Annotated in this window: 7 protein-coding genes and 1 pseudogene; 5 read left to right on the plus strand and 3 right to left on the minus strand. The window is 73.2% G+C overall.

Going from position 1 to position 14,218, the window contains the following annotated elements:
- Nucleotides 1-97: 97 nt before the first annotated feature.
- The 3 genes and pseudogenes from ACH4J0_RS30410 to ACH4J0_RS30420 all read right to left on the minus strand — a co-directional run bounded on the left by ACH4J0_RS30410 (nucleotide 98) and on the right by ACH4J0_RS30420 (nucleotide 3,654).
- Entirely contained in the window at nucleotides 98-2,758 is a 2,661-nt protein-coding gene (locus ACH4J0_RS30410) for a TIM-barrel domain-containing protein (protein WP_396243876.1), read from the minus strand.
- Nucleotides 2,759-2,813: 55 nt separating this feature from the next.
- A pseudogene (locus tag ACH4J0_RS30415) lies at nucleotides 2,814-3,206 on the minus strand (carbohydrate ABC transporter permease); the annotation flags it as partial.
- Between the two features lie 52 nt (nucleotides 3,207-3,258).
- On the minus strand, nucleotides 3,259-3,654 hold the full coding sequence (locus ACH4J0_RS30420) for an extracellular solute-binding protein (protein ID WP_396243877.1): 396 nt from the start codon (nucleotides 3,652-3,654) through the stop codon (nucleotides 3,259-3,261).
- A 304-nt stretch (nucleotides 3,655-3,958) separates the two neighbouring features.
- Between ACH4J0_RS30420 and ACH4J0_RS30425 the strand changes: the two genes are divergently transcribed.
- The 5 genes from ACH4J0_RS30425 to ACH4J0_RS30445 all read left to right on the plus strand — a co-directional run bounded on the left by ACH4J0_RS30425 (nucleotide 3,959) and on the right by ACH4J0_RS30445 (nucleotide 14,058).
- Nucleotides 3,959-4,447: a CU044_2847 family protein gene (locus ACH4J0_RS30425; protein WP_396243878.1), complete on the plus strand. Its 489-nt coding sequence runs from the start codon at nucleotides 3,959-3,961 to the stop codon at nucleotides 4,445-4,447.
- Nucleotides 4,448-4,497: 50 nt separating this feature from the next.
- Nucleotides 4,498-5,424, plus strand: coding sequence for a trypsin-like peptidase domain-containing protein (locus ACH4J0_RS30430; RefSeq protein WP_396243880.1), 927 nt, complete (start codon nucleotides 4,498-4,500; stop codon nucleotides 5,422-5,424).
- Nucleotides 5,421-6,950 carry a hypothetical protein gene (locus ACH4J0_RS30435; RefSeq protein ID WP_396243881.1) on the plus strand — a complete coding sequence of 510 codons (1,530 nt, stop codon included), beginning with the start codon at nucleotides 5,421-5,423 and terminating at the stop codon, nucleotides 6,948-6,950. The genes ACH4J0_RS30430 and ACH4J0_RS30435 overlap by 4 nt, the downstream gene beginning before the upstream one ends.
- An 83-nt stretch (nucleotides 6,951-7,033) precedes the next feature.
- Entirely contained in the window at nucleotides 7,034-8,083 is a 1,050-nt protein-coding gene (locus tag ACH4J0_RS30440; protein ID WP_396243997.1) for an AAA family ATPase, read from the plus strand.
- Between the two features lie 11 nt (nucleotides 8,084-8,094).
- Nucleotides 8,095-14,058, plus strand: coding sequence for an SAV_2336 N-terminal domain-related protein (locus ACH4J0_RS30445; protein ID WP_396243882.1), 5,964 nt, complete (start codon nucleotides 8,095-8,097; stop codon nucleotides 14,056-14,058).
- Nucleotides 14,059-14,218 lie beyond the last annotated feature (160 nt).

Genomic DNA, 14,218 nt, shown 5'->3' on the forward strand with positions numbered 1-14,218 from the left:
TACTGCAGGGGGGACCCTGTGGGAGAGTAGGACGCCGCCGAACAATCATTCAGAAGAACCCCCATCCGGATTCCGGATGGGGGTTCTTCGCGTTTTCTCAACGGCCTCCGTGGATCAGGTGGAGGGAGAAGTCCTCGTCGGTGGAGACGGGTGCGGTCTTGACGTGGGTCACGCCCGTCGCCTGGTCGAAGTACCAGCCGGAGTCGGCGGAGTCGAGCGCAGTGGCCGAGTCCAGTCGGGGCAGAGGGCCGCCCTGGGTGACGACCATCCGCGGGGCGGACTGGCCGTGCACGGTGAAGCGGTACGAACGGGCGTCCGGCTTTCCGGCGTAACTTCCTTCACTGGCACCGACCTTGACGGTGGTGACCGGCCCGTGCGCATGGACGTCCACCTGCTGGGTGGCCGAGGAGCCCGCCGCGTACTGCCGGGTGACGCCGTCGTCCTCGTAGAGGGTGTAGGAGGAGTCGCCCTGGGGGTGGAGGTCGTAGTCGAGTTCGCCGCGGTCGCGGTTCTCCCAGGACAGCGTGCCCCGGGGCCACATCGGGACGATCGAGCCGCCCTTGACGAACAGCGGCAGGGTGTCGAGCGGGGCGGAGTAGCCGTTGATCGTGGTGGGGCCCTGGTAGGTGCGTCCGGTCCAGTAGTCGGTCCAGGTGCCCTCGGGCAGGTAGATGCCGTCACGCACCGCAGTGTCGGAGTAGACCGGGGCGACCAGGAAGTCCGGCCCGGCCAGGAACTCGTACTTGGCGTTGGGTCCGAGGGCCGCCGGGTCGTCCGGGTACTCCAGGGCGAGCGGGCGCACGGCGCCGATGCCGGTGCGGGTGGCCTCGGCGGACAGGGTGTACATGTACGGCAGCAGCCGCTCCTTCAGCTGGAGGTACTTGCGGTTGATCGAGGTGTAGGGCTCGCCGTCAAGCCAGGGCTGCTGGTCGCGCTGCTGCTTGCCGGTCATGTCCCTGGCCCAGCCGTCCATGGTCATGATGGTCGGCAGGAAGGCCTTCCACTGGAGGTCACGGGTGTACATGTCCGGGTCGCGGCGGAAGATCGAACCGACGTCGCCGGTGTCGTAGGCGATGCCGGACATGGTGGCGCCGGCGTAGGTGGGGATCTGCCAGCGGATGTAGTCCCAGGACAGGCTCTGGTCGCCGCTCCAGAGCACACCGCAGCGCTGGGCGCCGGCCCAGGAGACCGGCAGCCAGACGAAGCCGCGGCCGTCGCTGTTGTCCTCGATGCCGGCCTTCGCGTGGTCGCAGGCGTTGAGCGCGAAGCCGTAACCGTTGCCGACCCAGGCGACGTCGAGCTTGCGCACGCGGACCCCGGCCTTGACCTCCTCGGCCTGGTTGGGCAGGCCGTTCTGCGTCCAGAGGCCGAGCTGGGCGTGGTCCTTGCGCAGGCCCGCGCCGGTCTGGGGGAGGTTCTCGTAGCCGCAGCCGTAGCCGTCGTTGACCAGCATCCAGCCGAGCGGCATCTGGTTCTGCCCGTAGCCGTCGGCGACCTTGAGCGCGTCGGTGGTGTGGCGTTCGCCGCGGTTGGCGTTGTGCAGGTAGCAGTCGGAGTCGCCGGGCTCCAGGCCGTAGACCGGCGGCATGAAGGGCTTGCCGACCAGCGTGGTGTACTCGCCGATGACGGACTTGACGTCGCCGGTGAAGTAGTAGGCGTCCAGGCGGCGTTCCTGCTGTCCGGTGCGCACCGGGGAGCCGAAGTCGTAGATGCCCGGGGCGAAGGTGTTGCGGAAGACGCCGTAACCGGCGGTGGAGACGTAGAACGGCTGGGAGTTGTTGTAGCCGCCCTCGTTCCAGTTGGTGCTGTTGGCGACGTGGACGGTCTGGTCGCGGTGGGAGAAGCTGCCGTTCTGTTCGCCGCCGCCGAAGAACTGCTCGTCGGCGCCGCGGACCAGGCTCTGCCGCAGGCCGCTGGTGGACCAGCGCAGCGGGGCGTCCTCCTGCCAGATGGCGGTGCGGTCGTCCGCCTGGTAGAGGCCGAACCGCAGGGGGTGCTTGTAGACCCGCAGCACCAGGTGGCCGGAGCGGATGCCGTAGTAGTCGCCGGCGTCGAAGGCCGAGGTTCGGGGCTGGAGTTCGGGCTGCTGCCGGATGATGGCACTGCCCGCGGGATCGGTGATGTCCCCGTCCGGGGCGGCGCGCAGGCGCAGCTGGTCGTCGGTGAGGAAGTCGACCTTGGCCTTGAGGGTGCCCGCGGAGATGTCGTAGCTGCCCTTGCCACCGGTGAAGGAGGTGAGGTCGCCCGCGTCGGTGGTCCGGGGGAGGTAGGCGCGGCCGGTGAAGGAGCCGCCGTGCACGTCGTACGGGACGACCAGGACGTGGTAGGTGCCGGAGGCCTTCGGGATCACGGTGGCCTCGGGGTCGGCGGTGCCGGCGCTCTCGGCGACCTCCTTGCCGTTGGCGTCGTAGACGTAGAGGTCGAAGTCGTCGGTGGGGTTCTGCCACTGGATCGAGATCGGGACGCCGCCCTCCGGGTTGTCGTCCCAGTAGCCGGCCGGGACGTCGACCGTGAGGTCGAAGCGGCCGCAGACCGTGCCGTCCGGGTCCTGGGTGGCGGTGGGGCAGGAGGTGGCGCCGCCGAGGGTGCCCTTGGCGTAGGCGGGGCTCTGCCAGCTGACGTTCTGGTGGCTGTCGTCCAGGACGGCGGAGGCGGGGGTGGCGGCGCGGGCCGGCAGGGCGGGGCCGGCCAGGGCGCCGAGGCTGGTCAGGGCCGCCGCTAGGGCGGCCCTTCGGAGGTGGGGTCGGAGCAGGCGCACGGGGGTTCTCCTGTCGACTCGCGGGATGAGTGGCTCAACCTGCCCATGAGAGCGGTCACTTGACCGACCCGGCCGTCAAACCGGAAACCACGTGCCGCTCGATCAGGGCGAACAGCACCACCACCGGCACGATCGCTACGACCGAGCCGGCGAACAGGTAGTTCCACCGGACGGTGTGGTTGCCGATGAAGCTGTTGATGCCGACGGTGAGCGGCCGGCTGTCCGGGTCGGTGGACAGGGTCAGGCCCATCACGAACTCGTTCCAGGCGGAGATGAAGGTGAAGATCACCGCGGTGACCACGCCCGGCAGCGCCAGCGGCAGCACCACCCGGCGCAGCGCCCCGAGTCGGCCGAGGCCGTCGAGCGTCGCGGCCTCCTCCAGCTCCACCGGGATCGAGGAGATGTACGCCGTGAGGATCCAGACGGCGAAGGCCAGGTTGAAGGCGGCGGTATGCCGTACTGCACGCCCTTGACCTGTCCGGCCTTGGCGAAGCTGTCGATCAGGTCGGCCCGGGTGGCGGGCGAGAGCACGTCCTCCGCCCTGTACAGCAGGTCGTCGGCGACATGTCGGCGTAGCCGCCGGTCTGCAGGACATCCGGCACGTTGCCGCTCTGGATCATCGTCTTGACCTGCTTGTCGATGTCGTTCCAGTTCACCACCTGGACGTCGACCTTGATATCCGGGTTGGCCGCGGTGAAGGCGGTGGCGACCTTGCCCCAGTAGGCCTTCGAGCTGTTGGACTCCTTGTCGCCGTAGTCGGCGGCGACCAGCTTCAGGGTCACCTTGTCGTCCGCGTCGGTCCCGCCGCCGCCACCGCTGCGGCCGCTGCCGTAGGAGGTCAGGGCGAGCGCACCGAGGGCGCAGGCCGAGACGAGGACCAGCACACGTTTGTCCACCGCAGTTACCGCCTTCGTGCGGTTTTGAGCAGTTTCGAAAGAGCAGCTTGCTGCTTCGGGTGGTTCATGTCAATCGTGGGCGCAGTATTGAGCAACGACGCGCCTCCGCTTCGGCCTGCCGGGAGGCGCTCTGCGCAGAAACGCTCAATGGGCCGGCGTCCTCCGCGGTACGGGACCTCCCGGATCGCCCTCAGCCGCAGGCCCCGGGAGTGCCTCAGGTGTCCGGCCCCGTAACGGTGGGTGTCGTGGGCGTCGCGGTATTGTGGCGCGCGCAGCAGGGGCGGACGTGCGGGAGGGGAGCGGTGTGACCGGGGACGTGACGGTGCAGACGATCGACCTGGGGGACGGCACCACGGTGCGGGCCGAGGTCATCGGCGAGGTCGGCTTCGAGACGGCCGGGGACGGGGACGGCTACGGTGACGTGGCGCTGCGGGACCGGGTCGCCCAGCTCGGCTCCGCGGTGGCGCTGTCGCTGGACCAGGTGCGGGGAACCGTGCAGGGCATCGGGCGCTGGGCGGCGGAGACGATCGCCCAGGGCGACTCCGGGGCGCCGGACTCCTTCGAGGTCGAGTTCGGGCTCAAACTCGCCGTGAAGTCCGGGCAGTTGCTCGGCATCATCGCGGAGGCCGGGAGCGAGGCGGGCCTGACCGTCAAGCTCTCCTGGGATCTCGCGGCCCGGCGGGAACGCGCGAACGGGACGGCGGGCGGTGTGGCGGGCGGTACGGACGGCGGCACGGCGGGCGGAGGCGGTGCCGAGGGCGGCCCGGTCAGCACCTCCGCCACCGCGGAGTGACCGGCCCGCATCTCGATCGTGCCCGCGCCGAGGTGCTGCACCGTTGCGCCGTGCGGATCGAGGCGGCTAGCGGCTTCCGGGGCAGCGGCTTCCTGGTCGCCCCGGGGCTGGCGGTCACCTGTGCGCATGTCGTGCTCGACCGGCGCGGCGTGGCCGAAGGACTGGTCGTCCGGCACGAGTCGAGCAGCTACCCGGTGCCGCCCGGGGCGGTCCGGGCCGAGCCCGACACCGCGGGCAACGGCCCGTTCGAGGCGTTCCCCGACCTCGCACTGCTGGACGTCCCGGCGGCGGCCGGGACCGGCCACCCCGTCGCCCCGACGGCGGGCGGCGAGGCCGAACCGGGCACCTGGCTGACCGCCCTCGGCTACTCCGAGGCGACCCCTTCGCCGGGAGCCAACGCCGACACGGTCGCCCTGCGGGTCGTGGGCCGGTCGGGGGAGTTCGTCGGGGTCGGCGGCTTCGTGCAGCCCGGCTTCAGCGGCAGCATGCTGGTCGGGCCGGACGGGCTGGTGCGCGGCGTGCTCAAGGGCAGTCGCTCGTACAAGCAGGACCTGGGCGGGTGGTACGTCCCGCTCGCGGCGCTGATCGCCTTCCTCGGCCCGCTGGTCCCGGCCACCGAGCCCCGGTCGGCGCCCGAACCGCCGCCCGGAGACGCCGAGTTGGTCGCGGCGCTGATGGCCGTCCCGTACACGGCGCGGGCCGACGGGCGGTTCGACCTGCTGGAGCGGATGGGCGAACACCTCGGCCTGCCGCACTCCTTCGAGGTCGAGGAGCGCTCGGACCGCCGCGACCACCTGTTCCGCATCGTGCGCCGCTGCCGCTACCACCGCGACGCGTCGGCGGCCCTGCAGGCGCTGTACGCGGCGCTGGAGGAACTCGCCCCGTACGACGGCGCGTTGGACCGGATCCGCGCCCTCGTCGAACGGGCGACGGGCGGAGCAGTGGCCGACGGTCGGGGGAGCGGGCAGGGGCGATGAACGGAGGGGCGTACGGCGGCTGGTCGCCGAGGGCCGCCATCGGACCGGGGAGCGGTGCCGCGATCCCGATCGAGGCGGCCGAAGGCCTGCTGGCCGAGATCCTGTTCGACTTCCAGGGGATCTCCCGGCGGGAGTTCCGGCAGGGCGTCCTGGAGACGATGGGCCGCACCCCGTCCTCCCGCCTGTTCCACCTGGACGTCAAGGAGGCCGACACGGCGCGCGAGCACGTCCGGGAGATCCTACGGAGCATCCGCTGCGCCCGCGATCCCCGCGCCGTGCTCGGCTCGCTCGGCGAGGCGCTGCGGGCCCACGACCCGTACGCCGGCGCGCTGCCCTGGCTGGAGCTGGCCGTGCTGGCCCTGACCGCTGAGACCGGTCTGCCCGCCGCCGTCCTGCTGCGCGTCATCGGTCTGCTGCGCGCGCTGACGCCCCCGCCCGGGCCGGAGCGGCTCCTCGCCCACGTACCCCCGCGCGTCCCCGGCCGGAACCTGATCGACGAGCGAACGACCCTGCCGGAGATCCTCGTCCGGCTGCTGGACCACTTCGGCGGCCCCGACGCCGGCTACGCGCTGACCTTCCTGGACGGCCTGGCGCGGGATCCGGAGCTGTCCCCCCGGCACCCCCAACTCTTCGAACTGGAAGGCCTGTTGAACAGCGTTGCGGTCGCCCGCCCGGCGCCCCGGGATGAGGCCGCGGGCCGCCTCATCGTGCAGATCCGGCTGGACCCGGAGACACCGGAGCACATCGAGGCGAGCCGCTACCACCTGCGGGCCTCCTACTACCGGCAGCCCCTGGCCGGCGGCCCCATCGAACGCCTCAACGACCTGGTCGCGGGCGACTCGCTGGCCAAGGAGGACCTGGTCACCGAAGGCAGCGCCCGCCTGGCCGGCTGGCAGGCGCTGCTCACCGAGCTGGCCAGGAGCAGGCGCAGCCCCGTGCGGATCGAGTTCCTGCTGCCCAAGGCGCTGCTCGGCCACAGCGCCGAACTCTGGTCCCCGACCCCCGGCGGATACCGGCTCGGGCTGCTGCACCCGGTCGTCGTCCGCTCCCTGGACCGCTACATCAACCCGTGGCTCCAGACGCCCGACTGGTACGAACGGTGGGAGCACCTGTTCGCCGAGACGATGGAGTGCGAGGCCGTCGACCGGATCGGCTGGCCGCCCCTGCACCCCGAACGGGCCGCCGACCTGCCCGGCTGGCTCGACGGCCGGCCCACCCTGGCCTGCCTCGGCCTCGACACCCCGTACGACGAACTCGATCCCCGGGTGCGCACGGCCGTGCTCGACGCCATGGTCTTCGACGGAGTCCCGGCCATGCTGTGGCGCCGAGCCCCCGGCGCCCCGACGGACCTGGTCGAGGCCCTGCGCCGCGACCGCCCGCGGTCACTGGCCCAGCTGCCGGAAGCCGTCCACCGGCACCGCAAGGTGACCCGGGCGGCGGAGACCCAGGACGGTATCACCCTGTTCTGGGACGACCCGAACTGCGTGGATCCCGACCAGGACGCCGGATTTCCGGGGATGGTGTGAGGCGAATGGTTTCCGACGACCGTGACGACACCGACGACCGTGATGACCACGACGACCGTGACGACGAGGAGCAGGCGGTAACCATGCCCGAGAACTGGTGGATCTACCGGGGCACAGGAGTGCCCCACGACGGCATCGCCGCCCTCCCGCCGGCCCCGGCCTGGCGCTCCTTCGGCGACTGGGTCGACAGCGACGAGGAACTGCCTCCGCCCCCGGCCGACGACACCACCGGCCTGACCACCCGCCGGCTCGGCCGCACCCGGCAGGCCACCGCCTACCAGGCCGACGAACGGGAGATCCACCTCGTCAACCTGGCCCTCCACCTGCGCCGCCCACTGCTGATCACCGGCAAGCCCGGCGTCGGCAAGTCCACCCTCGCCTACGCCGTCGCCCACGAACTGGGAATCGGCCCGGTCCTGCGCTGGCCCATCAGCAGCCGCTCCGCCCTGCGCGACGGCCTCTACACCTACGACGCCATCGGCCGCCTCCACGAGGCCGGCCTGCGCGCCCCCCGGTACGACGGCGACCCGGCCGGCGACCGGCAGCCGCCCGCCATCGGTCAGTTCCTGCGCCTCGGCCCGCTCGGCACCGCGTTGCTGCCCTGGCGCACACCCCGCGTCGTCCTCATCGACGAGATCGACAAGAGCGACATCGACCTGCCCAACGACCTCCTGAACGTCTTCGAGGAGGGCGAGTTCGAGATCCCCGAACTCCAGCGCCTCGGCCCCGGCCCCCAGGAGGTCGCCACCGCCGACCCCGGCCGGCGGGCGACCGTCCGCGGCGGCCACGTGCGCTGCGCCCACTTCCCGCTGGTCGTCCTCACCAGCAACGGCGAGCGGGAGTTCCCCTCCGCGCTGCTGCGCCGCTGCGTCCGCCTGGAGATCCAGCCGCCCACCGAGGACCGGCTGGCCGCGATGGTCGCCGCACACCTGGGCGCGGACGACTCGGCGGACGGCGTCCAACGCGCCGAGCTCATCACCGAGTTCCTGCGCCGCCAGCGCGAGGACGGCGCCGACCTGGCCAACGACCAGCTGCTCAACGCCCTGCTGATGGCCGAACGCGGCCTGTGGGGCAGTGGTTCCGGGCGCGACGTCATCCACGACGTCCTGCTGCGCCCCCTCAACGAGAGCTGAGGCGGCGGCCGGTGGGCACGTTCGGTACGGACGGGCAGTTCGGTACGGACGGGCAGTTCGCTCTGGACGCGGAGTTCGGTACGGACGGGGAGGCGACGGTGCGGTCCGTGCTGCGTCAGGCGCTGTCCGCGCTCGTCGCGCCCGAGGGCGAGCAGCCGCACCCGCGGGACCTGGCCGACGTGCTGTGGATCTCCCGGCTGGCAGGCCTCGCACCCCTGCCCGAGGGCTCTCCCGCAGCGCCCGCCGACCGCCCCGTGGATGTGCTGCCGCCCGTCGCCCCGGAGCGCGACGCCGCCCCGCCACACCAGCGCCCCCGGCAGAACCGACCGGACGCGACCGAACCGCCCGTCCCCACGCCTCCGCAACCCGGCCCCACGGTCGAACTGCACCCCCGCCGCGTCCCTTCGGAGACCGAGCGGCCGGAGCCCGTCGGCCCGGGCGTGCGCGGCGCCGAGGTCGTCCAGGTCACCCGGCCCACCGCCCTGCCCGGCGCGCTGGCCATCGCCCGCGCCCTGCGCCCGCTGCGCCGGCCGCTGTCCCAACGCCCCGGCGGCCACCGGCCGTCGCACCTGGACGAGGAGGCGACGGCGGCGGCCACCGCCGAAGCCGGAGTGCTGCTGCCGGTCTGGCAGCGGGCCAGGCCCCGGTACGCCGTGGACCTGCTGGTCGACACCGGCGCCACCATGGCCGTCTGGCACGACCTGGCCGGGGAACTCGCCACCCTGCTGGAACGCCACGGAGCCTTCGAGGAGGTGCGCACCTGGTCCCTCGACACCGACCGGGACACCCCGCACCTCACCCCCTTCCGGCGCCGCCGCGCCCCCGCGCCGCCACCCGCCGCCCCCGACCGGAACTGGTCCCGGCCGCTCGCCGACCCGCACGGGCGCCGCATCCTGCTCGTCCTCACCGACGGCGTCGGCCCCGCCTGGTACGGCGACGAACTGGTGCCCTTCCTCGCCCGCGCCGCCGCCACCGGCCCCGCTGCCGCCCTCCAGGTGCTGCCCCGCCGCCTGTGGCACCGCACCGCCCTGCGAGCCGCCCCGGTCGAAGGCCGGGCCGCCCCCCACGGCCGGCCCGCTCCCGTCCTGCGCACCGACACCGCCCTGCCCGGCATCCCCCGCGGCAAGGCCGGAACAGCGGCCCGGGCCGCGGTGCGCTGGCTGCCGGTCCTCGAGATCGACGCCGACTGGCTCGCCCCCTGGGCCGACCTCACCGCAGGCCGCACGGCCGGCTGGACGCGCCTGCTCGCCGCGCCGCTCAGCGGAGTCCCGCGCCCGCCGCGCCCGCGCGCCCGGGCCGCTGTTCCGCGTACCGCCGCCGCGCGGGTCGCCGCCTTCCGGGCCGGCAGCTCCCGGAACGCCTACCGGCTCGCCTGCCACCTGTCGGCGGCGCCGCTGAGCCTGCCGGTGATGCGACTGGTCCAGCGGTCCACGGTGCCGGAGTCGGGGCAGCGGGAACTGGCGGAACTGTTCCTGTCCGGACTGATCGAGGTACGGACGAAGGCTGCCGAGCCGGACGAGGTGGTGTACGACTTCGTCGACGGCGTTCGGGAGGAACTGCTCGGGGAACTCACCCGGACCGAATCGGTACGGGTGCTGGAACAGGTGCTCGCCAAGGTCTCCGGGCGGGTCGCGGCGACCTTCGGGGGGACGCTCGACTTCCGTGCCCTGGCGGCCTTCGCCGGGCGGGCGCGGCACCGGTTGCCGGAGCGCAGCCGGCCCTTCGCGGAGGTCGCGGCGACGGTACTGGCGGGGGCGGGCGGCCAACACGCCTCGCTCGCGCGGCTCCTGGGGAGTGTGGTGGGTGGCGGCGGACCGGCGATCCGGAGGGAGATGCTCACCCCGGCGCCGCCCGTCGTGAGCCCGCCCGACCCGCCGCGCATGATCGGGAGGGACGACGAGTTCCGCCGACTTGAGCAGATGTGCGAGCCAGAAGGCGGGCCGACCCGGCTGGTGGCGATCGAGGCCGCCCCCGGGATGGGCAGGCGCCGCCTCGTCCAGGAGTACATCCGGCGCCACTGCGGCCGCCACTCCTTCGTCCACTGGATCGACGGCCGGACCGCCGATGCGCTGGAGGCGGGCCTCGGGCAGCTGCGAGCCGCCCTCGGGGCGGACCTCCACGCGCCGCTGGGGCAGGTCGTCGAAGGCCACCGGGACTGGCTGATCATCGTGGACGCCCTGCGGCCCGGCTCCGGACACTCCCGCAAGCTCCCCGAGCTGCTCGACTCCGAGGCCGGCTGCCTGATCGTCACCACCGACTCGCGCGAGGGCATCCGCTTCCTCGCCGAGGCGCCGACCATCACCCTGGGCTTCCTCACCGAAGCCGAGCTGCGCGAGGAGATCCGCCACCGACTCGGCGACGCCTACCAGCGGATCGAGCACGCCCAGGAGTTCCAGCACCTGCTCGACCGGATGCCCCGGCGCCCGGACGAACTGGCGACCTGGCAGCTCGACGCCCAACTGGCCGTCCTGACCGGGGCGGCCGGATCGGGGGACTCCTTCTCCACCGTCCGGAGCTTCCGACTGCCCAGCCCGGCCCTCGCGATGGCGGTGGTGCGGGACCCGGACGACGGCGCGGTTCTGCTCGCCGTCCACGGAGTCGACCGCCTGATCCGCTACATCGACGTGACGACCGGGCAGGAGGCCAAAGCCCCGCTGGCGCTTGACGAGCCCCGCCCGGAAATCGTCGCCATGGCCGAGGTCAGCGGCCAGCCGGCCGAGTACCTCTGCACGGCGGACGTCGACGGCGGATTCACTTTCTGGGACATCCGTGGCGGCACCCTCGTGATGAACCAGCCGGGCCTTCCCGTCCTGCCGGCGGCCCTGGCGTCCCTCGTCCACACGGACGGGAAGCAGTACATCTGGGCGGCGGATTCCCACGGTGCCATGCACCTCTGGAACCCGGGGGCCAGCCCCGTCGCCCCGGAACTGCCGGGCCTCCCCGGGGGGCACCGTTCCTGGGCGATGACCGTACTGTCCCAGCCGGACGGGCGCTCGCTCCTGGTCGGCGTCGACCCGACCGGACGGCTGCACCGCTGGCAGCCCGACGACCCCTCGACCGTCGAGTTCTTCGCCGCCGCCGTGGTCGACCCGGGCCGGGCGAGGACGATCGTCGGGATCATCGGTGACGAGCGCCGCTGTGTGCTCGCGTCGATCGGTGACCGGGACACCCACGTCCACATCTGGGAGTTCGAGGGCCGCTGGCGGAGCGACCGGCGGCGCGAGACCGAACAGCCGCTGATCGCCCAGCGCTTCCGCCTGGTCGAGCGGATCGCCCAGGGCCGGCAGAGCGAGGTGTGGCGGGCAAGGGACGAACGGGACGGCGTGGCCGTCGCGATCAAGACCGTCGGCCGGGACCGCCTCGCCGTCGCCCTGGACGCGGACGAGTTCCTGGCGCAGGCCGCACGGCTCGCCGAGCTCGACCACCCGGGCCTCGTCGCTTGCCACAGCTCTGGTGTCGACGCCGAACGCCTCTACCTGGTCCACGAGTTCGTCGACGGACCCGACCTGAGGAGCCTGCTCGACGCGGGCCCGCCGCCCCCGTCCGAGGCCGTGGCGATCGCCCACGGCGTGGCCGAGGCGCTGGAGTACCTACACGGCCAGGGGCTCGCGCACGGCAGGATCGAGCCCGCCAACATCCTCATCCGCCCGGACGGCAGGCCGGCCCTCTGCGACTTCGGGATCCACCTCGGCGGACCGGCCGTTCCGGTCGACCCGGCCGGTGACCTCCACGCCCTGGGCAGCGTGCTCCACGAGACCGGCATGCCCGAGGCCCTGCACGGGCTCGTCCTCGACCTGCTGCACCCGGATCCGCGCCGGAGGCCGTCCTCCGCCGCCGAGGTCGCCCGGCGGATCGCCGACTCGGGCGCTCTGCGACGGCCCGACCGCGTGCCGGAACCACCGCTCAGGTTCACTCTGCTCGGGGAGGTGCGGGCCTGGCGCGGGGACGAGCCGGTCGACGTCGGGCCCCCGGAGCGGCGGGCGGTGCTCGCCGCGCTGCTGAAGTACCGCGAACGTCCGGTCCGGGCCGAGGTCCTGGTCGAGGCGGTGCGGCCGCAGCACCCGGGCGCCGCCGACGAGCTCGACGCGGTGTGGTTCCACGTGCATGAGCTGCAGCGCGTGCTCAACTCGCCCACGGCCTCCCGGGCCACCCTGGAGGAGTTGTCGGACGGTCGCACCTGGCTGATGACCGTGGCCTCCGACCAGATCGACGCCGCCCTCTTCGAGCAGGCCATGGAACGCGCCGAGTGGGCGCACTCGGCCGCCGACCCGGCCGGGGCCCGACGGCACGCCCAGCAGGCCCTCGCCCTCTGGCAGGGCGCGCCGCTGGCGGACCTGCCCGGGCCGTCGGCCGAGCTGGAACGGCTCCGGATCACCGAACTGTACGAACGGGCATGGGACTTGGTCGGACCGGTCCGCTCCCGGCTGCGTTACTCGCTGCTCGGCCCGCTGCGCGTCTGGCGGGACGAGCAGCCCGTTCTCATGGTCGGTTCACCGCAGGAGCAGGCGGTCCTCGCGACCCTGCTCCTGCACTTCCCGGAGCCGGTCTCCACCGCGGGCCTGATCAACGCCGTCTGGGGCGACCAGCCACCGCCCCAGCCCGTGGCGGCGGTGCGCACCTACGTCTCCCGGCTGCGTTCGGTCCTGGGCGACGGCGCCCAGCCGCGCGGCGCGGTCGACATCCTCCTACCGGTGGCAGGCGGCTACCGGCTGAACGCCTTCCCGGGCTCGATCGACGCGGCCGTGTTCGAGCAGCGGCTCGCCACGGCCGTGTCGGCGGAGAGGGCCGGCGACCTGTCGACGGCGCACACGCTGGTGCGGTCCGCGCTCGACCTCTGGAAGGGGCCCGCGCTGGACGGCGTTCCGGGGCCGTACGCCTCCGGGGAGCGCACCCGGCTGAACGAGCGGCGGATGGCGGCCACCGAGGACCTGTACGCCACCGGGCTGGCGCTCGGGCGGCACGAGGAGATCGTTCCCGAGCTCGAACTGCTGCTCACCGAGCACCCGTTGCGCGACCGGCTGTGCGCGCTGCTGATGCTCGCCCTCCACCGTTGCGGGCGGCAGGCCGAGGCGCTGGAGGTCCACGGACGCCTCCGGGCTACGCTGCGGGAGGAGCACGCCGTCGAGCCCGGCCCGGTGGTGGCGAGACTCCACCGGATGATCCTGGCGGACGAGCTCCGACTCCGCAGGCCCGGCTGGGCCGAGGCACTCATCGTGCCGCCGGGCGGCTCCGCCGCGCCCGACGTGGTCGACGCCGACCGGCTCCCGCGCGGCGACGCGCTCCGGGGCGTGGCGATCGGAGTGGACGCGGCCCAACAGGCCCCGGTCTTCGTCGACTTCGACACCGACCCGCTGTTCGCCGTGTTCGGTGACGAGGGGTCCGGGAAGACCGCCCTGCTCCGGCTGCTGGTCAAGCAGCTCACAGAACGCTACACCGCGGACCACGTCGGCTTCCTGGTCGCCGACTTCCGCCGCACGCTGATCGACGAGGTCCCACCCGAGTACCTCGTCCACTACGCGTCGAGCGCGTCGGGTTTGGACACCCTGGTGCGGATCCTGCGCGTGGCCGCTGCCAGCCGTGCGCCGGGCGTACGGCAGACCGCGCCCAGCTGGCGGCGGCACAAGGACGTCTTCCTCGTCGTGGACGACTTCGACCTCGTCACCGCCAACGGGCAGGACCCCCTGTCGCCCCTCGTCGAATTCCTGCCGCAGGCCCGGGAACTGGGCCTGCGGGTGATCGTCGCCCGCCGCTCCGAAGGTGCCGGCCGGGCCCGTCCGACCGAGCCGTTCCTCCGCGTGGTGTGCAGCCACGGGGCCCACGGCGTTCTGCTCTCCGGAGACGGGGACGAAGGCCCTCTCCTGGGACTCGCGGCGACCCAGCTCCTCCCGCCGGGCCGGGGAGTTCGGGTGACCCGGAAGCATCTGTCCGGAACACTGATCCAGACCGGCTGGCTGCCCCCCCGGAACGACGGATGATCGCGGAGGACGACGGCGGGCGAGCTCGGGTCGGGCTACGGGGCCTGCGTGAACGGGGCGGCGGAGTTCGACGTGACGGTGCGGTTCGAGGGCTGGGAGCGGTTCGCGCGCTCGGGCGGTGGTCCGTCCCGTCGACTCATGACGCCGGAGCGGGTTCAGC

The organism is Kitasatospora sp. NPDC017646 (genome assembly GCF_044329365.1).
Classification (GTDB): domain Bacteria; phylum Actinomycetota; class Actinomycetes; order Streptomycetales; family Streptomycetaceae; genus Kitasatospora.